Source organism: Prevotella sp. SGI.167 (genome assembly GCF_050313615.1).
GTDB lineage: Bacteria > Bacteroidota > Bacteroidia > Bacteroidales > Bacteroidaceae > Prevotella.
This window is the reverse complement of sequence record NZ_JBNPLT010000001.1, coordinates 248503-268531: the sequence shown is the minus strand read 5'-3', so window position 1 is coordinate 268531 and position 20029 is coordinate 248503. Positions and strand designations below refer to the sequence as shown.

Below are 20029 nucleotides of genomic sequence, written 5' to 3'. Positions count from 1 at the left end.
TTCTGCTGCAAAATTACAACTTTTTTGTGGTAAAAACAAAAATAATCAGGAAAACATTACCTTGTTTCGATTTTATTATGTACTTTTGCTCTCTGTTAGAATAAATGAAATTTGAGAAATAGAGAAATTGAGAATTTGGGAAAGGAAAATCACAATGAAGAATGATTTGAAAATTCTCGCCGTAGCTTTAGAGAAGAAGCTCGGCAAGGCACACGTACAGCACGATGAGAAGCATAGTAAGACAAAAGTGCTACACAAGGTGTGGGATATTTTAAAGGGTAAGGAAAAGCCTTCGGCGCAGACACTCAACCGCTTGGCATTACTTGCCGGCTTCCAAAGTTGGGCGGATTTCCAGGGAGCATTGCATGGAACCGATGATGGGTTGACGAACTATAGCACCGGGGAATAAGCAAAACACTTCACTCAGGTTGAAGGGTATTTTTCTTGATGTAAAATTGATATGGAAATATAGAAAGGGCATCCTATCGGAAGATGGGATGCCCTTTTCAAATTCTAATTTTAATAGGTAACTAAGAAAATTACTCAGCGCTCTTAGCGATGGTTTTCTTCTCAGCGATACGAGCCTTCTTACCTGTGAGCTTACGCAAGTAATACAACTTAGCGCGACGTACCTTACCGTGCTTGTTCACCTCGATAGAATCGATAGCTGGTGACTCGATAGGGAAGATACGCTCTACACCTACTGTACCAGACATCTTACGAACTGTGAAACGCTTCTTGTCACCATGACCAGAGATCTTGATAACTACACCACGATAGAGCTGGATACGCTCCTTAGTACCCTCGACGATTTTGTAAGCGACAGTGATAGTGTCACCTGCCTTGAACTCAGGGAACTTCTTGCCGGTTGCAAATGCTTCTTCAGCAACTTTAATCAAATCCATTTTTTGTATAAAATTAAAAATTGTTTGTCGTTCCAACGCAACATGGACGGGTAACACTTCTACCCAGACAACAGCGGTTACGCCGAAAAGCGGGTGCAAAGTTACGACTTTTTCTCTTATCTCGCAAATTTTCAGATACTTTCTTTCGATTTCCTCGCAGTTTTTTTGTTTTCTTTACTACTGTCATTGAATTTTTTCGCAAATTTCGCAGATTTCGCAGATTTATTTTGTAATTTTGGATAAAATCGCAATTCATCTTTATAAAAGGCAGTCTGAGGGATTGAGGAAAATTGGGGTTACGGATAAGAGACCGTATTCAATTCTACATTCTGCTATGATTTGCGTATCAAAGAACTCCCGACGCTGAGCCACCAGCCTGTTTCAATGGCTCGTTGTCGGGGCAAAGGTAATACTTTTATTTGAAACCACCAAATCTTATACACACAATTTAACGGTGCTTACCGCCATATTGGCTCCTTGCGCCAGTCACCAGTAAAACCGTACTTGTAATAAGGTATATTGGTACTGTGGTCAATCAAGGCAAGCAACTTGTCCTTTATCTGATTGTCTGGATACACGGCATTGCAGAGATAGAGCATAGCAGAAATCACTCCGTATGGTTTCTTCTTTTGGTTGTCCGTCAATGGATTCAGCAACCACCTGTCACGATGTCCTTTGGGATTGGTCACTTGCTTGGCAAGGCTACGGTTCCAGAGACGTGAGTGGTGGGCTATGATGTTACGAAGCACAGAGATAGCCTCCAACCAACTGGATAACTCCTTTGCAGAATACAGTCCGAAGTCGTTGGCAATAGCGGCGCGTTCTGGCAACTGGCTCTTCAAATTCTTATACATCTTGGAGAGTGTACCAAAGGTGGCACTTTCGAGTATCATCCACGCATCAGGATTATCGCCCTCCATCGACTCCCAATCCCAATTAGAATGCTCTGCTATGTATTCTTTGGCAAATGGCTCTGTACTACGGTCAAACTCATATTTGAGGTCGAGCACGAAGTCCTCGTAATAGTCTTTACGCTCAAAGAGAGAAGCATCCAAATACCAAAGTCCGCTACCCTTTGCTTGTGAAAGATGGTTGATAATCTTAGCACGTAATGCCACTTCTATAATCTCAATGGCATCAAAGAGTATCAGTCGAAGTCTACGGTCAAAGTCGTATCGGGCAATTACATCGTCGAATGACGCACCCTCCTTGAAGTCGTGCTCTGTTTCCTCATCCCTCATGTCCGTCCAATAGTATTTCAAACGGAAATAACTGATATGCGCCAAACACTGCTTGGCACTCTCCTCATCACCAAACGCCATACCTCTTGAACGGAGCAGGCGGATTTGTTCATCTATTGTGCGTGGCTTCTGATTGCTCATTGCTGTTTATAAAAAAGTGACCCGCCAGCAGATCTACGGGATGCCGACGGGTTCTGTTATCGTTTGATTCGGACTGTCTTATCCGAGAATCTTCCTATTTTCGTGGGCAAAGATAGCATATTTTCTTGAATTACGCAATATTTTCATAAGTTTTTTCACTAAACGGCTTTAATTCTATCAATTTTTCAGTATCTTTGCACCGAGTTTCGCAAGAGACACGACATATTAGATGCTCAATTTCATCTCGAATCTGCACCTCGAAAGAATGAGAGCTACCTATACACGTTGAAGTGTACGCATAAGCGTGGACTTCACCATAGTGTATAGAGGCAGTGCAGAGCCTGAAATGAATATGGCAGGGGTCTGCGCTTTCTTTCTGCTTGACTGTTAGTGCTGATTTCCCATTGAGAAGATAGTAGTAACTAAAGATAAAGATTATGAGCAAGAAAATCATTTTAGCCTGTATGTGCGTCTTGACACTTGGCGCGTGTAAGAAAGACTATCAGAAGTTGGCGACGGAGTTTGAGCGTGCGTTGCCAGACACGGTGGAAGTGTTAGCAGAACAGATTAATGAAATCGACCACTTTGTCTATTACAAGAACAAGAATAATACGGAGTTAATTCGTTATAACCTTGAAACTGAAAGCAAAGAGGACATCAAGCCTACATTGGAAGATGGAGAAAGTATCTATGGCATCTATATGGGAAAAGAGAATATATCTTTCTTAAAACATGACATTTCAGAGTATGGTTCGTCTACATCTACACTTCTTCTATACAATTTGAAGACTCAAAAATTCAAAGAGATAGAATCTTTTTTTGGTGCAGACCCAGTTGATGCGTATGCAGACGAAAAGGACAAAACAATTACGGGGTTTATTGGGATGAAATATGCACCAACGGTGAAATATGTATATGATTTTGACGGAAACAAAATATCAGAGGAAGCAGAACAAGTTGAGGCATTCAATCCAGATGATATACTTGAAGATGTGTCTGTGGCAAGTACCCAAAGACAACAAGAAACACCGCTGCAGGAATTTCGTTGCAGAAAATGTGGCCAACGTGTTGCCGCAAGAAATACAATAGAAGCGGATATAAAAGCCCGCTATGGTTGTGAGCCTGCTGGTAGTAGTCATTCGTGGGATTACATACAATTTTGAAATGAAATACAACGAGCGACTAGATGATCTTTTCAGCCGATGGATGGAAAGCCTTGATGAAACACAGAAACCATTGTTTTGCAAAGACGGGCTAATGTTGAAAGCCGACAAGCCCGTAGAGTATGTAGATGAGCGATGGGACAATGCGACGAGGCGTGTGATGTTTCTGCTGAAAGACAAAAACACGCCTGACGGAGATGACACTAGACTATGGCTGATTGATGAGCAGAATGGAGCGAACAACAGACGGCTCTCTGGCGGGAAGGTTGGCAAAACTGGATTTCTACCGAACATTGCGCGAATGCTCTATGGTTTGCTGGAGTTGGGACCAGACTATAGGATTACATTTGACGAAGTGAAACGCACAAAGAGAGACAAGGTGAGGATGATCTGGAACACTGAGCCTTTCGCCTTTATCGAATCAAAGAAACTGGCAGGTTATTCGTGGGTGTCAAGTAAGGCGGTAGCAAAAGCGATGCTGAAAGATGAAGCTTTTCTAAATGAGGAAATAGACATCCTGCGCCCCAATATTATCGTCTGCTGTGATGCGGACGATTCGCAGTTCAATTATATCACCCATAACTATCTTGCAGGCAGAGAGACTGAGAAGATAGAGTATGATTATCCCGATGCGAAGATGAAACCCTGTTGCCTGTGGTACTATCCTAAAGAGCACATTGCCGTTATCAAGTCCTATCATCCTTCACGCATCGGCAAGGCAGATTGGATGATATTCGAGCGGGTTATCAGTCCTTTCCATGAGTTAGTAAAGAGAGGTATTTTCTAAAAAAACAACGTAATATGGCACAGAAAGTTAAAACGAGCGAGCGGTACATCAGAATTAGTGATAGCGGCCACAGTTTGGATATATCAAGCGATGGACGAAACTGGACGAATTGTTTAGGAACAACCGAAGTGTCTGCTACATACCAGGATTTAATATCCTACAAAGGCTATGTACTGGCAATAGTCAAAGACCATTTTTATTGCATGAAGATTCTGGATAGGCTGGGGACTGTGAAATTCAGTAGCAGTCTGAGGGAGAAAATCATACGCTTCGAATATGGTGAAGACAATCTTTTGCATGGGTATGACGAGAACGAAACAGACTTCGTCCTCAATGAATTTGACATTAGATTCAGTCGTTTTTCGTGGATAAGGCACGACAAGTGGAAGGAAGAGCAGAAACGGAAAAGCGAAAAAGATGAGAAAGAACGGAAACGCAAGGAATGGGAGAAGGAGAAGGCTGTGAAGAAGGCGAGTAAGTCGCAGAGTCCAAAGAACTATTCCAAGCGGTCTTATAGTAGCGTAAGTTCTACAGGCGGAAAAGAGTTAGGTTGTTTAGGCAATTTATTTGTCGGTATCGGAAGCTGTTTGGGAACAATCTTGATTATAGCGTTTCTCATCTGGGTGTTTATGAAAGTATTATCGTAGTTCTTTGAAAGATGGAATAAGACAAACGCCTTGAAAAATATGAATCACCCCTCTCAGAATATTACTTGAGAGGAGTGATGCTATTACAATTTCATTCCCTTTCGCTGTTTGTACTCAAATCCGAACTGCTCCTTAAACCATTGGACAATGGGAGTCTCGTTGATATGCAGGAACAAGTTTCGATTCTCGTCTTTTATCACTTTTGCCGTGACATTATCGGCAAGTGCGTTACGCCTATACTCATTGGAGTGAAGCCAGCCACTATAGTTGATGGTGTGACCATGCATCAGTTTGTCGGTCTGTTCCATGTTGAAGCCACACTCCAGACACTCACGTTCCATGTTGAGGAAACGTTTGAAACTTGGGAACCACTTGTAAGCCTTGTCAATGATGCGCTTCAGGTTGCTTACCTCCTGCTGGTGCTGTTCAATGGTGCGGTTGAGTTCCCTTGTGTGGTTGTCCTTCAACTTCTGCATATCGGAGTGGAGTCTTTCAATCTGTCCGTTCAACTCGTCCACCTCCTTGTATAGTTGGGCTTTCTCCTTCTCCAGTCGGCTCACCTTGTTACCCCCAAGAAGAGAATTGATTCCGTTGAGTGCTGCCGCAGCGGTCTTAGTGGCAGAGTTCTTTAGTTCCTCCGTCTTTGCTCTGCCCTGATGCGGACAAGGTTTTTCTTTGCCTGTTCCGCCTCCGCTATCACCTCTCTTGCCTTTTCCCGTTCTTCAAGCAGTTGCGTAACGTTAGCCTGCAAGTCGTCGCCCTGTGCAATCAGGCTTCGGTAATACTCATGCGTGGATATGTGCTGCGCCTCTGAGCCTTTGATGCCTCGTTGCAGTCCGTATACCGCCATCTGCTCGGCTTATGTGTCTTGGTAGCGTATCAAGTTGGCGCGGCTCATCACTTCGTCTGCACACAGACGGGGTGCAGGTGTTTTTGTCCTGTATTTCTTCTTGACGGTTTGCTCCTTCTTCTGTTTCTTGCGCTCCGTCTGCACGATGGGGACGATGGTTGCGTGGATGTGCGGTGTTTCCTCGTCCATGTGTAGTACTGCCGACACCACGTTATCAGCGCCGTAAGTCTTACGAAGCCAGTCGATGTTGTCCTGACACCATTCATCGAGCCTGCCCGTCTGCTCTATCTGTTCCATATCGGCATGGGTGCCAGTGAGTACGATGCGGATGGCCTGTACCTGATTCTTGCCAATCTTGCGCTTTAGCCCTGCCGTATTGAGGCGGTGCTGTATGGCTGCCGTTCGGTTACGGACACTATCGGGGAACTGGATAAGTTCTCGGTTGAGGTGCGTCCTTGTCGGGTCGGCGTTCTTCGGCTGTATGGTTCTTTCGATGTGGGCAGACATGCCGCTGTCCGCTCCTTTTGCTTTCTCTAAGTGTAATACTGCGTATCCCATTCGCTTGTTAAGATTTTTTTGTTTGACATTCTGTTTCGTTCGCTTCTCGTTCCTGTTTGTGTTCGGCTATAGCCGACGGTCTTGGCAGGGAGTCCAGAGGGGTGCAACACCTCGGCCTATTGGGGATTTTTAGCACTAACTCTGTTGTGCGGCTCGAAAAATCCCCTAATAGGCTACGGTGTTTTCCGCTTGTGGGAAATACCCGTGCCTGCGCCAGCATGATTCCATCTCAATATGCTTCCCAAAAAGTTGCAACATTGCAACTGACGGATAGACTAATTGATAGACGGACTAACTGGAGAATGGATGTTGTGTCGTCAGTATCACCTCGAAAGGCTTATGGTCTAGGCTAATTCGCTCCATCAGTTCCCTGCGGACTGCCCTTGCTTGAAAGGAGTTAAGTCGGAAGGCAAGCAGCAGAACGACCTCCATATTATATACGGTGATATATAAGTTGTCTTTCTTCTTGATTGTCCGCTCTGCTTCGTATGGCTTTACCTGTTCCTCTTTGTAGAGGGCTTTGATGGCGTTCCTCAACTTGGGGATGAATACTCCAAACATGTCCACCAGTTCGGACTCGCTCATCCATATCTCCCCACTCGGTATAGTCAGTTCGGTGTACTCACTATACTCACTCCACTTGATGATGTTTCTCTCTTCCATGTCTCTATGCTAATTTGATGTTATTGAATGATACGTTTAACTTGTTACCCAACATGGTTAAGTCATTGTCTAACTTCTGCGTGGTGATGCGGGCGTAAATCTGTGTGGTGACAATATTCGTATGTCCCAATACTCGACTCACACTCTCAATGGGCATACCATTGGTTAGAGCCATGGTGGCAAATCCATGGCGAGCGCAATGTGCGGAAATCGGCTTGTCAATACCACACTCTTTCATCACTGGCTTCAACTTCTTGCACACGCTCCAGTAGTTGACTTCGCCAAAGACAGATTTTGGATTCTCTTTCGGATAGTCACGGTAGCGTTCGATAATCTGCAAGGGTACTGCCAGCAGTTTCACTTGATAGCGTACACCCGTCTTGTGACGTTTGCCGGCAATCCATTTCTCACCGTTGACCTCCACGATGTTATCCGTAGTCAGTTCCTTCAAGTCCACAAAAGACAGGGCGGTAAAATTCATGAACACGAAGAGGTCACGGATGAAGGCGAGATTCGTATCCTCAAACTCATGCTCCATCACCGTCTTCAATTCTTCTTCTGTCAGGAAAGTACGCTCCTTGCACTTGGGGCTGATGTGGAACAGCGCAAACACGTTGCGCTGTATCTTCCCGTTGTCATGGGCACGGTCTACGACACCTTTCAGGTGCATGCAAGAAAGCCAGATGGTGGAACTGGCCAGCCCTCGGTCATTAGCAAGATACACGGCAAACTCCTTGATGAAGTCGGGCGTGAGTTCCTGCATGGATATGTCCGAACGCCTATAGTTCATCTGAAGGAAGTCGGCCACGTAGTTCCTCGACCTCACTTGCAGTTTGTATGTCCCCAATGCCCTATCCTTACCTACACGCTGTTTCAGACTCTCGCAATCCTTGTCAAAGGCACGTAGCAAGGTCTCGTACTCACTGCCGAAGCCTTGATAGGCATTGCGCACCATCTCTGCCGTGACGAATGCCTCACGGTCTGACAGGTGCTGGTAGTGCTTGATAATCTGTGCCTTTATGTTGTCAAGGTCACGGTTAAGGTCAAGTGCCTCCCTCGTCCTGCCTTTGGCACAGTTGCCCTTCGCATCCCATAACGACAACGGGATGCTGCGCTTGCAACTGAACTGGCTTTGTGTTCCGTTGATGGTGATTCTGCCCATCACTGGCACGATGCCGTTCTTTACCTTACTCTTGTTCGCATAGAACAATACCGAAAAAGTGCTTCTACTCATCTTCTAATTCCTTTTTAAATTCGGGCTGCAAAAGTAATACCTTTCTGGGAATAAATTGCTACGCAAATCACGGCAGATTTAGGAAAGAAAAACGCAGAATGTGAAAACGGTTCGAACTGCCCTGATATGTCACGATTTGCGCAGGTCGTTAAGAAAGTTTAACTATCTGACATAGTACTGTAACTACTCAGCACCCCTATGGGCATGAGTAATCGTCTTACTGTTGTACTACAGCAAGAATTGCATTGAATTTAGAATTTCCGTTCTTCATAGCAGTTTCAGCAATGGAGTGCAACTTGGCAAAATCATCGGCACCGCTGTCTGTTCGGAAGCAACCGCTGACTTTCTGCTTTATCTTGATTTTCCTAACTCCCCGCTCACTGACATTATTCTCGTAAGGCACACTTGGATTGGAGAGAAAGGTAAATAGGTAGTCTTTGACTTTAAGGATACCCCTCTTGAATTTCTCAAACTCGTTATCTAAATGCGTGAGGCTTTCACCCAAGAGGTTCTTCATCTTTGTCTTCAGTACCTTTATCTTTCTAGAGGTAATGTTGTCCTCTCTTCTGAGATTTATAGAGTGTTCTATCAGATGGATGAATCTCCGTGACCAGTTCTGGTTTGGATCCAGTTCGTTCAGATACTCTGCATTCCTAAGAAGATGAGCCAGGCAGACCTGATGGTCCTTAACATTCATCCTGAAGTAGCTCTGATGTCTGTCAGTCACAAGTGTCGAATAGGGAAGTCCCTTTGGAAACTTGGAATCTATGGCCTTCTGACCTCGCGATTCTGACTGGAACACGTATGTAAGCAGGTCGTTCTGGAATATCCAGTTCCAATGCAGATGCTTTCCTACCGTAGCACCAGTTTCATCGGCTCCTACGACAGACGCTGTTTCCAGCCTCTTGCGTATTTCCTCATATGCACAGTCTGCCTTGCCGCTATTCTCTTTGAGTATGTTCTGCACTGTTCCCTCACTTATATTCTGGCCGGACAGGTCGGATATAAGTTCTGCAATCCTTTTGAACGGAATACACTGCACTACATTAAGGTATGTCACCAGTGCACGGAGGTTGTCACCATACTTGATACGACAGTTGGGAGCTTCGCAGTTGTTTACGCAACCGCATTCACAGACCTTCTCGTAATACTGTTCCTCGCAGGTCTCTACGACCACCTTGATATCAACAATTTGTGTCTTACGGATCTTCTGGCATGGTATATCAATCAAGAGCCGACCACAGCATTTACAATAGACGGGTTCGTGCTTTACAATTACGTCTGGTTCTGCTATAGTCTGCAGTGTGTGACCCTTGTGGCCAGGCTGTCCACCGCTCGGCTTTCCGCTTGGCTTGCGAAGAGACTTGGTCCTGCGCAGCTCACGGGAAGCGATACTTTCTTGGGATGGAGGGATACTGCTGTTACTGCTGTTTTTCTCGGGCTTTCCTGGTGTACTTGATGTATCGTCATCAGCACCCTCGAGTTCCTTGATGCGCTTTTTAGCAACGGCTAGTTCAGCCTTTGTGGAAGCAAGTTCTGTCTTTAGATTATGTATCTCCACGTCCTTCTGGTTAATGACACGGTTGAGACGTCCGATCTCCTCAGTCTTCTCGGAGTCGGACTTCTCAAGTTTGCGCAGACGCTGGTGTATCTGGCGCAAAACAACATCTATGTCAGTACAGTCGCTTGCCATTTTTTGGTGCAAAGATAAGCATTTATCTCCACATGGCAAAATCACGATTTACATCCCTTAACGCAGACTTTTGACTTACGGGGAATACAAAAACGCATCTCCTGGCAGATAATCTGTTGAAGGGCGATAATAGACAAAGGAGACATGTTGGAGGCATCATCGGAAAAGAACTCATTAAATGAACTGTTTTAAACAGCCTACGTCCTCATCGACTCAATCATTAAAAAGTTTGTAATGATGAAGAAAATAAGCAAAATCAAGTTTATGCTTTATTAACGAGAAGTTTTCTATAGGGGTGCTGAGTAGTTACATAGTACTATCAGGGTTACGAATTGGATACCTAATTCATTCCGCAATCCGCCTCGATTTGCTTAATGCCACTTTGCGAAATTTCCTAGTTTTGCGCTCAAATGCCTTTATTTATGGGCTGAACTGCGTTAATCATCCAAAAATGCTTTGCCACGTCAGCATTATTTCGTAACTTTGCACTCTAAAAGTATTTATTGTATTAAGTATGAAGGAAAAAAATAGTATCAAGATTTTGCTTGCTTCTGCAACCATGCTGCTGATGGCGTTTCCAGCTTTTGCACAGAAATTCAAGGTGGCAAAGGTAGAGAGAACCCGTATATTGGTAGATAAAAAATGGGATGCTCAGCCTGATGCTGAGGCTGCAGGGGTTCTTGCCCCTTATAAGAGCAAGGTGGATAGCATCATGGGCCCTGTGGTGGGTAGCATCGCTCATGATATGACCCGTCATCGCCCTGAGAGCGAGCTCAGCAACCTGCTTTGCGACATCCTGGTTTGGGGCGGTAAGCAGTTTGATGAGCAGCCGGTATTCTCTGTCTATAATATGGGTGGCATCCGGAGTAATCTTGCCAAGGGCAAGATTACTGTGGGTGATGTGAACGACATGGCTCCTTTCGAGAACAAGATCTGTTTCCTCACTCTGACCGGAGACAAGGTGCTCGAACTCTTCCAGCAGATAGCTCATCGTGGCGGTGAAGGCTTGAGCAGCGCTGTGAGAATGGTGATAACTAAGGAAGGTAAGCTGATGAACGTTACCATAAATGGTGAACCTGTTGACCCACAGAAGAGTTATCGTATTGCTACGCTTGATTACCTGGCTGAGGGTAACGACCAACTCGTGGCTTTCAAGAGCGGTACTGACGTATTGGCTCCCATGCAGCGTGAGAACAACGTGAGATATATCATCATGAATTACTTCCGTGAGATGATGGCGCAGGGCAAAGAGGTGGAATCAAAGATTGAAGGCCGCTGCGTGGTGGTGAATGAATAATTGATAATGGATAATTTATAATTGAGAATTCTGATGAAACATACATTATTATATATCGGTCTGGTTTTGGCATCTTTCGCGATGCAGCCAGCTACTGTACAGGCTAAGGCTAAGAAGGAGGCGAAGGTTGTCAGGCAGCTTGTGGTGCTCCATACCAATGATACCCACTCCTGCGTGATGCCTATCAATCCCAACCTGGCAGATACAGCGACAGCCAATCGTGGCGGTTTCCTCCGTTGTGTGGCTATGATTAAGGAAGAGCGTAAGCAGAATCCTGATCTCCTGCTCTTTGATAGTGGTGACTTCTCACAGGGATCACCTTATTATTCTCTCTTCAAGGGCGATGTAGAGGTTGGCTTGATGAACGAGATGAAGTATGATGCTGCTACCATCGGTAATCATGAGTTCGATTTCGGTATCGACAATATGGTTCGTCTCTTCAAGATGGCGAAGTTCCCAATAGTATGCTCAAATTATGATTTTACGGGTACAGAGCTTGCCGATATCGTCAAGCCATATGCAATCATCAACCGCAAGGGTTTGAAGATTGGCGTCTTCGGTCTTGGTCCGGAACTGGCGGGATTGGTAGCCGAGAAGAACTACGGTTGCATCAAGTATTTCGACCCAATAGAAAAAGCAAGGGAGATGACAGAGATTCTGAAGAACAAGGAGAAGTGTGATGTCATTATCTGCATCTCTCATCTGGGATGGAAGATTGATGGCATTGACGATTCTGAAGTAGCACCAGCTACCCGCAACATCGACCTGATATTGGGTGGTCATAGCCACACCTACTTTAAGCAGCTGGAATACCTGAACAATCTCGATGGCAAACCTGTTCCGGTAGATCAGAATGGCAAGAATGCCATCTGGGTAGGTAAAATGACATTGGATATTGTAAAGAATAAATAAAACTTATACAAAGGAAAAAGACAAAAGACTCCTCGAAAAGCTCGGGGAGTCTTTTTGTATTTTTATGATTTATAATGATATCTGTTATTCCTTGTTGGAAGAGGCATAGAGTCCGATGCAGGCACCGATGAAGCCACCGCTCTTCTGGGTGCTCAGGTTGCTGGCATCCACGCCTTTGGCGAGCAGCTGCCAGTCGCCGCCTTCCTCTGCATAATAGAAATCGTAGTATCTATCATGACCTTCAACCTTCAGCTTCAGCTTGCCAGCCTTGATAGGAGCAGAAGCAATGAGGGCATTGTTCTTCTCGGCACGGGTCAGGGTAATCATCAGCTTGCCCTTCTTCATGGTCTTACCCAATACGAAGTTGTGGTCTTCCTTCTGGAGAAGTGCCAAGCCTGCGATATCTTTGTCGTTGCGAGGAGTAAAGTTAATCTCTGTCTCGGCAGTGAAGGTTCCGTGCTGCTGACGAGCCCAGATGGCTGACATCGGTTCACGCTTGTAGACATTGCCCGGCAGGAGATTGAACTTCAACTTGCCGTTTTCTACCTTGTAACAGTCAACGAAGTCGCGGAGGAACATCCAGCGTGGGTTCAAATCCTTCAGACCTACGCCGTTGTCGGCTGTATCGAAGTTATCCACATAGCTGAAGTTGCCAGAGAACTCATTCTTCTCTGCTGGCTTCAAGCCTGCCTTTTCGCCTACTGTAGAAATTGGGGTGTTCTTGGCGAGAATCTCTGGCCATCCGTTTTTCCATGTTACTGGCAGGAGATAGGTGTCGCGACCTGTGTTGTACATATCTTCCTCGTAAGGACGGCAAGCCAGGAATACAGCCCACCAGTTACCTTTGCCATCTTCTACGATGTCGGCATGACCGGCACTTGATACTGGGTCCTTGCGATTTGGATCCAAGCCTGTGCGCTGGGTGAGGATAGGGTTGTTAGGGCATTCCTCCCATGGACCCATCGGATTCTTGGCACGCAGGATCACCTCGCTGTGCCAACCGCCTGTACCGCCTTCTGCACACATCAGATAATAGAACTTGCCCTTCTTGAAGAGGTGAGGACCCTCAATCCAGATAGGACGAGCCTCTACATGGGTTCCGCCACGCAGAATCTCCTTGAAGTCTCCCTTGATGCTGTCGCCCTTCACGTCGAATTCGAAGCAGCGGATAGCACGCTGACCCTCATAGTCGGCACCGCCTACTACCGGACCGTTATGCACGATATATCCCTTTCCGTTGTCATCGAAGAAGAAGCTAGGGTCGATGCCGTCAATCTTCTTCAGATAGATAGGCTCGCTCCAGCCTTTGGAAGGATCTTTTGATTTCACAAAGAAGTTGCCGGCTCCCACATTGGTGGTAATCATATAGAAGGTCTTGTTCTTCTTGTTATAGCTGATGGCTGGTGCGAAGATACCGGCTGATACTTGCTGACCCTTCAGGGGCACCTGCGATTGGCGGGTGAGCACATGGCCGGCAGGAGTCCAGTTTACCAGGTCCTTGCTGGTTGAGAGAGGCACACCTGGGAAGAAGGTGAAGGATGAGTTCACCAGATAATAGGTGTCACCTACGCGGCAGAGGGATGGGTCTGGATAGAATCCTGCCAATACTGGGTTGTAGTACTGATGCGTCTTGTCTATCTCTACATTGAAACGGGCATCATTGCCGGCATACTTGAAGTAGTCGAACTCTGCTGTCTGTGCCTGCGCTCCTGCTGCAAGCATCATCGAAAGCGATAAGATTGCTAATTTCTTCATTATGATTGTTGATTTTAAAGATTATACAAAAAATGCAGCGGAAAACCAGGGAGAGAATCCATACTGGTTTTTCCGCTGCAAAGTTACGGTTTTATTTGCAATCTTTCATTGTGAAATGTAACCAAGAGTTTTTCCTACGTTTCATATAGTCTTGTTTTTGTTACATATTCTTTTTTCTATTGTTTATCATCTTTATTCCTTCATGGCATTCTGCATGTATTCTCTAGGAGAACAGCCGTAGAGGTTCTTGAACATGGTGCTGAAACTTGCGGAATTTGTGAAACCGCAAGCGTACATCACGCTGGTGATGCTCTGCTTGCCATCCTTCAGCAACTTGGCTGCCTGCTGCAGACGGATGTTGCGGATGAAGCTGTGTGGCGTCTGATTGGTCAGCTCTTTCATCTTGCGGTGCAGGTGCACGCGACTGATGCCCACCTTCTGTGCAATCATGTCCACACTCAGGTCGGAATCGTTGATGTTTTCGTTGATTACCTCCATCACCCGTTGCATCAGGGAATTGTCTGGTGTCTGCATTTCTATCTGCTCTACCTGGTGATTCTGGCTTTCATTGCCCGTGAACTTGTTGCGCAGAGTGCGGCGCACGGTGAGCAGGTTGATGATGTTGCGGCGCAGGATGTCCATATTGAATGGCTTCAGTATGTAGGCATCGGCACCGGTCTGTAATCCTTCCAGCTGATCTTCTTCACGGCTCTTTGCCGTGAGCAGGATGATAGGCACATCATTGGTGTTGATGTTTGATTTCAGCTTGGCGCAGAGGGTGGTTCCGTCCATTTCCGGCATCATGATGTCGCTGATGATGAGGTCAGGCTTATTCTTCAGAATCTCGTTGAGTGCCACCTTTCCGTTAGGATAGGTGCGTATCTTGAAGTCGCTGGAGAGCTGGGCCTTCAGGTAATCCTGGATATCCTCCTCGTCTTCCACAATCACGATTTCAGCCTTGTTTCCCCTAGCTGAGGCTGGCAGATTGCTCTCCATATCCGTTGTGCCGGCTGCGCTTTCGGCTTTTTCGGCATTTTCCGTTTCCTTCACCTCCTGTTCCAGCTGTTTCACCTCGGCAAGTTCCAGGTTCTGCTCTTCCTTCACCTCTTCTTCGTCGATGAGTTCTTCGGGTTTCAGATGGTCCTTGCCCAGCGGAATGCGGATGATGAACTCGCTGCCGTGCTCAAACTTGCTCCCCTTCTCGCCCTCGTTGTTGCGGGCTGAGATGGTGCCGTAGTGCAGTTCCACGAGCGAGCGGGTGAGGTCGAGACCGATGCCCGTACCGACGTTGCGGTCGTTAGGGGCGGCAGGAGTCTGGTAGAAGCGCTGGAAGATGGTTTCCAGCTTATCTTTTGGAATACCGATGCCGCTGTCCTTGACGCTGATGTAGGCATGGTGGTCGGTGTGGGTGAGCGAGAGCAGGATGTGGCCTGCCGTAGGGGTGAACTTGAAGGCGTTCGAAAGGATGTTGATAATCACCTTGTCGAAGTTGTTTCGGTCTATCCATACGGGCAGTTCTTCGCTGTCGTGCTGGTATTCGAAGTCGATGTTCTTGGCCAGAGCCTGCTGCCTGAAGAGTTCGTATTCCTCGTTGATGAACGCCACCATGTTGGTCTGGCACATGCGCATCACCATCTGTCCCTTGTCTATCTTTCTCAGGTCCATCATCTGGTTGATGAGGTGGAGGATACGTTCAGAGTTCTTTCGGATTATCTCGTAGATGCCCTGTCGGTGAGGCTCCTTGTCTTCCTTGATGAGCGAGAGCAGCGGCGTGATGATGAGCGTGAGCGGCGTGCGGATTTCATGACTGATGTTCATGAAGAACTTGATCTTCGCCTCGCCCATCTCTTCGGCGTGGATGTGCTGCTGCAGGATGAGCAGGTCTTCCATCTGGTGCTTGCGGTGGCGCAGGTAGAGCATGATGGCTGCTATGAGGAGCAGCAGATAGAAGAGCTTTGCCCAGATGCTGGCATACCAGGCTGGGTGAACGATGATGGTGAACTCCTTCACCGGTGTTTCGTAGCCGTTGCAGATGGCCTTGATGCGGTATTTGTAGCTGCCGGGAGCCATGTGCGAGAAGGCAAGTTCGTTCTGTCCGGCTGGCACGGTGCGCCAGGCATCGCCGTTGATGCTGTAGGCGTATCTTATCTGCTCCACATTATTATAGGTGAAGGTAGAGAGCTGCAGGGAGAAGGTGTTGTCATCGTGCGAGAGATTGAACTCCCGTGCCACTGTTACCCAGCTGTCCGTGATGGTATAGCTGCCCGACTCCATGCCTGGTGTCACTGTCTTGTTGTTGACCACGAAGCCCGAGATAACCACCTTTGCCTGCCATGGATGCTGCTTTACCCGGTCGGCCTGGAACCAGTTGATTCCGCCAGAGCCACCCACCAGAATCACCTTCTTATCCTGGGTGGTGCATATGGAAGCATCGCTGAACTCGTTGCTCTGCAGTCCGCTTTCGTTATAAAACCTGATGATGCTGCCATCCTTGGGGTTCAGCCTGTTGAGTCCGCTGTTGGTACCCAGCCATATTTTGCCCTTGTTGTCTTCTGTGATACTCGCCACACCGTTGTCGGTGAGTCCTTGGGCTGTGGAATAATGTTTAGGCTCTATTCCCTTTCTGAAGTCGAAGCAGAAGGCTCCATCCTCGGTGCCATACCATACGTGGTCTTTGCTATCTACAAACACGCAGTGCGAAAAACGGTTCTTGTTCAGGCAGTTGATGCCCTTGAAGGTGGAAACCCAGCTGTTTCGCTTGCGGTCGAGGCACGCCAGTCCCACAGAGGTGGCTATATACACTTGGTTGCCATCCTTTGATAAGGCCATCTTGACGAGGTAATCGTTGGGCAGGCTGTTGACCTTGAGGTTGTTATCTGCACCATATTTAGCCTTGTAGTTCCTTCGGCTTCCGTCTTTCTGCAGGCAGAAGAGACCTTCGCCCATGGTGGCTATCCAGATGTTGCCCTGTGGGTCTTGCTTGATATCGAAGATGCCCACCGACTTGCTGATGCCCAAATCAACTGGGTGGAAGCTTCCGGCTGCATCCATATAGCCCAGACCGTCGGTATAGGTTCCCACCCAGGTTCTGCCCTGCTGGTCCTTACAGAGGGTGAGCACGGTGTTCTGGTTCAGGAAATGCCCCTCTACGCTGCAGGTTGCTATATTAAATAGGTATAGGCCATCCTTGTCGGTACCCACCCACACCTGGTTGCCCTGGTTGATGCTGAGGCTGGTAACGCAGTTTTCGCCAATTACGTTGCGGTTTCCCAGGCGGAAGCCCATGTAGTTGAAGTCGTTCTTTATGTTGCTCTGCATGAACACGCCTTTCTGCAGCATGCTCACCCAGATGTTGCCCTGATTGTCTTCTATGATGCTGGTTATCTTGCTCTTGGCCAGGTTCACCAGTCGGCTGAAGAGAGGGTTATCCTGCAGGAATCCGGTCTGAGGGTCATATACATAGATGCCCAGTCCGTCGCTGCCGATATAGAGCTTGTTGTTGCGGCTGATATAGATGTTGTCGATGGGCAGGTTTCCGATGCTGCTGATTCGGGTAAAGACGTTGCTTCCTGCCCTGAGCAGATGTACGCCCTGGTTCTTGCTGGCGAGATAGATGTTGCCCAGGGCGTCCTGCTGGATATCCTGTGCGTTCACGCCTTCGGTACCGACAAAGTGGGAGGTGACTCTACCATTTGTTTCTTTGCGATACAGTCTTCCGTCTTCGGTGACAATCCAGAGTCTGCCCAATTTATCTTCCAATAATTTGTGGATGTATTTCAGTTTTTCCACATCACCCTTCATTGCATGGCATACCTGAGCATCCGACTTTTTGAGCAGGATGCCATATCCGGATGTTCCAACGGCAAGATCCTTGTTTCGGAGTCTATAAACCAGGGTTACGTATGTGGTGAGTTCTTTGCCTTTCGAGTCGAACATAGGGATTTTTCGGAATCCACTTCCCGTAAAAGCCAGCAAAGAGTTGTTGGTTCCTAATATAATATATCCCTTGTCATCCTGGGTGATACTATTGATGTAGTTGCTGTTCAGCCCTTGACTATTGGGCAAATCTTTCTTCATGATAGAGATATGGTAACCATCGTAAGCATTCAGTCCGTTACGGGTAGCAATCCAGATAAAACCACTCTTGTCTTGGAACACTTGTGTGGCAAGATTGCTTGATAGTTGATTGTCTGTATTGAACAGCTTACCGCTCTGCCCCAATGACGGGAGGATAGAGAAAACTGATAGAATGAGTATCAGAAGGATACTTTTCACGACTAAGTGGCATTGTGTATTCATTGCTAGTTTAATCATTATTGGTTTATCAAGCGAGCTTATTGCTAGCTTTTTCTGAGTGCAAAAATAGTGTTTTTTTTTGGATTATTCAAGTAAAAACAAGGTTTTTTTTACTTTGAGTGAAGAAAATGTTACATGTCGTAAAGTATTTGTTACATCCTGCAAGCGATTAGAAAAGAAATCGTTACTTGTAATAAAGTACATATTATATAATAGCAGTATCTTTGCAACTGAAAAAAAGTTTGTTTTTTTAAATAGGTTAGGTTTAATAGTTAGGTTTATTAATAGTTAGGTTTACTAACGTTTAGATTTAATTTGGTTTATAACATTCAAGATATCATGTTGCTATAGGCTCATGATTAATTGGTTTTCTAAGAATGGTGCGTAGTGATTACGCGCCATTCTATTTTACAAAATATGATAGAATCTAAAAACAACAACTAGATATGAAAAAGAAAATAATACTTGGCTTGGCGATGACCATGGTGTCATTGCTTGGCAATGCGGCTGACAATCTTCCTGCCCTGCATGTAGAAGGAAAGAACCTTGTCGATGCCACAGGTAAGACGGTTGTCTTGCATGGCGTAATGGATACGCCAAACCGATACTTCAACGGTTGGAGATGGCAGCAGTGGAAGGCTGACTATTCTGAAGCCGACATCCAGCCTTGCTTGGAATATTTCTCTAAGCAGTTTGCTGCTATTACCGACAAGGAGCAGGGAGCTTACTGCACCGTGTTCCGTCTGCACATGGATCCTTGCTGGACCAACGATCCATCGAAGAAGGCAGAGAATGAGGCTGACATCTCGGCGTTCAGCATGGCGCGTTATCGCCTATATCTCCAGAAACTTTATATTCCATTGATTAAGGATGCCATCGCTCATGGGCTTTACGTCATCGTTCGTCCACCTGGCGTCTGCCCTGGCGACATCAGCGTTGACGACAAATATAATCGCTATCTGAAGGCTGTATGGAAAGCTTTTGCTGCTGATGAGTATATCCAGCAGAACTCTGGATTGATCTCCATCGAACTTGCCAACGAGCCGGTGAGGGTTCATCTGAGTGATGGATCTAATTCGGATAAAGCATTGCATGATTACTTCCAGCCGGTGGTGGATGTGATTCGCGAGCAGGGTTTCAAGGGAATTATCTGGGTTCCGGGTGCAGGTTATCAGAGCCAATATCAGAACTACGCCAAGTATCCTATCACCGACAGTGAGGATAATTTCTCGTATGCCGTACATGTATATTCCGGCTGGTATGGCAACATGACCGACAAGAACTGCAATCACGATACCTTTATCCGCAACTTCAAGAGTCAGGTGCCGATGGTAGAGACGAAGCCTATCATGGTAACGGAGATAGACTGGAGTCCGGAAGATCCTGACAAGGCGAACGAAGGTCACTACAACGAATGGGGCCAGTGGACTCAGCCTAACCTGGGCAGCTGGGCAACGGCATCCACCTCGAAATGGGGATTGGCATGGAAGGCTGTTCACGACCATTTCGGCAATATCGGCATGACCCTTACCCATCCGCAGGAGTACTATGACATTGATGAGTATCTGAAGACCGGCAAGGTGATTCCGGGTTTCCAGAATGCCAAGAAGCACAATCTCTTTGAAGAGTGCTGCGGCTATGCCTGTATGAACTGGTATAAAGAGTGGTATCTGAAACAAACAGAAACGGGAATTGAGCAAAAAGTGAACGATGCTGCGGTTGTCGCCACCTATTTTTATAATATAGCTGGTGAAAAAGTGAATAAACCTCAAAAAGGTGTCTATGTAATAAAACAAGTGTTAAAAGCTGGTAAGATTCGTTCTTTTAAAGTTTGTTATTAACGGCAAAGTATCTGTTACAAGAGACAAAGTGCATCTGAAATGAAAC

The 20029-nt window shown here is 46.4% G+C and carries 14 protein-coding genes and 1 pseudogene; 7 read left to right on the top strand and 8 right to left on the bottom strand.

What is annotated here, in order from left to right:
• The first annotated feature begins 127 nt into the window (after positions 1 to 127).
• Complete coding sequence (locus tag ACQRBJ_RS01000) at positions 128 to 409, top strand: hypothetical protein (RefSeq protein ID WP_295348118.1); 282 nt, start codon at positions 128 to 130, stop codon at positions 407 to 409.
• Positions 410 to 539: 130 nt separating this feature from the next.
• Here ACQRBJ_RS01000 and rplS read toward each other — a convergent pair whose 3' ends face one another.
• Positions 540 to 905: a 50S ribosomal protein L19 gene (gene rplS, locus ACQRBJ_RS00995; RefSeq protein WP_117663883.1), complete on the bottom strand. Its 366-nt coding sequence runs from the start codon at positions 903 to 905 to the stop codon at positions 540 to 542.
• A 458-nt stretch (positions 906 to 1363) separates the two neighbouring features.
• Positions 1364 to 2287: an Abi family protein gene (locus ACQRBJ_RS00990; protein ID WP_235305771.1), complete on the bottom strand. Its 924-nt coding sequence runs from the start codon at positions 2285 to 2287 to the stop codon at positions 1364 to 1366.
• 437 nt (positions 2288 to 2724) lie between these two features.
• Between ACQRBJ_RS00990 and ACQRBJ_RS00985 the strand changes: the two genes are divergently transcribed.
• Genes ACQRBJ_RS00985 through ACQRBJ_RS00975 form a run of 3 tightly spaced genes read left to right on the top strand, consistent with a single transcriptional unit; the run spans position 2725 to position 4884 of the window.
• Positions 2725 to 3450, top strand: coding sequence for a hypothetical protein (locus tag ACQRBJ_RS00985; protein ID WP_006846947.1), 726 nt, complete (start codon positions 2725 to 2727; stop codon positions 3448 to 3450).
• A gap of 1 nt (position 3451) precedes the next feature.
• Positions 3452 to 4237 carry a hypothetical protein gene (locus ACQRBJ_RS00980; protein ID WP_235305772.1) on the top strand — a complete coding sequence of 262 codons (786 nt, stop codon included), beginning with the start codon at positions 3452 to 3454 and terminating at the stop codon, positions 4235 to 4237.
• Positions 4238 to 4251: 14 nt separating this feature from the next.
• Positions 4252 to 4884, top strand: a complete 633-nt coding sequence (locus tag ACQRBJ_RS00975; RefSeq protein WP_006846945.1) for a hypothetical protein — start codon at positions 4252 to 4254, stop codon at positions 4882 to 4884.
• Positions 4885 to 4967: 83 nt separating this feature from the next.
• On the opposite strand, the pseudogene mobV reads toward ACQRBJ_RS00975, so the two are convergent.
• From mobV to tnpC, 4 genes and pseudogenes are all read right to left on the bottom strand, one after another.
• Positions 4968 to 6292 (bottom strand): annotated as a pseudogene (gene mobV / locus ACQRBJ_RS00970) (MobV family relaxase).
• A 291-nt stretch (positions 6293 to 6583) separates the two neighbouring features.
• The gene (locus ACQRBJ_RS00965) at positions 6584 to 6877 is read right to left on the bottom strand and encodes a hypothetical protein (RefSeq protein ID WP_445302657.1); all 294 of its coding nucleotides are present in this window, start codon (positions 6875 to 6877) and stop codon (positions 6584 to 6586) included.
• An 82-nt stretch (positions 6878 to 6959) separates the two neighbouring features.
• Positions 6960 to 8189 (bottom strand): tyrosine-type recombinase/integrase, encoded by a 1230-nt coding sequence (locus tag ACQRBJ_RS00960; protein WP_445302656.1) that lies wholly within the window; start codon positions 8187 to 8189, stop codon positions 6960 to 6962.
• A 217-nt stretch (positions 8190 to 8406) separates the two neighbouring features.
• On the bottom strand, positions 8407 to 9882 hold the full coding sequence (gene tnpC / locus ACQRBJ_RS00955; RefSeq protein ID WP_445302655.1) for an IS66 family transposase: 1476 nt from the start codon (positions 9880 to 9882) through the stop codon (positions 8407 to 8409).
• Positions 9883 to 10396: 514 nt separating this feature from the next.
• Between tnpC and ACQRBJ_RS00950 the strand changes: the two genes are divergently transcribed.
• Entirely contained in the window at positions 10397 to 11179 is a 783-nt protein-coding gene (locus tag ACQRBJ_RS00950) for a 5'-nucleotidase C-terminal domain-containing protein (RefSeq protein ID WP_441936717.1), read from the top strand.
• A gap of 33 nt (positions 11180 to 11212) precedes the next feature.
• Positions 11213 to 12091 (top strand): bifunctional metallophosphatase/5'-nucleotidase, encoded by an 879-nt coding sequence (locus tag ACQRBJ_RS00945; protein ID WP_445302654.1) that lies wholly within the window; start codon positions 11213 to 11215, stop codon positions 12089 to 12091.
• 84 nt (positions 12092 to 12175) lie between these two features.
• On the opposite strand, the gene ACQRBJ_RS00940 is transcribed toward ACQRBJ_RS00945, so the two are convergent.
• Both ACQRBJ_RS00940 and ACQRBJ_RS00935 read right to left on the bottom strand, forming a co-directional pair.
• The gene (locus tag ACQRBJ_RS00940) at positions 12176 to 13846 is read right to left on the bottom strand and encodes a glycoside hydrolase family 43 protein (protein WP_441932866.1); all 1671 of its coding nucleotides are present in this window, start codon (positions 13844 to 13846) and stop codon (positions 12176 to 12178) included.
• A 192-nt stretch (positions 13847 to 14038) separates the two neighbouring features.
• On the bottom strand, positions 14039 to 18121 hold the full coding sequence (locus ACQRBJ_RS00935) for a hybrid sensor histidine kinase/response regulator transcription factor (RefSeq protein ID WP_445302653.1): 4083 nt from the start codon (positions 18119 to 18121) through the stop codon (positions 14039 to 14041).
• Between the two features lie 467 nt (positions 18122 to 18588).
• On the opposite strand from ACQRBJ_RS00935, the gene ACQRBJ_RS00930 reads away from it, so the two are divergent.
• Positions 18589 to 19983, top strand: coding sequence for a cellulase family glycosylhydrolase (locus tag ACQRBJ_RS00930; RefSeq protein WP_445302652.1), 1395 nt, complete (start codon positions 18589 to 18591; stop codon positions 19981 to 19983).
• Positions 19984 to 20029 lie beyond the last annotated feature (46 nt).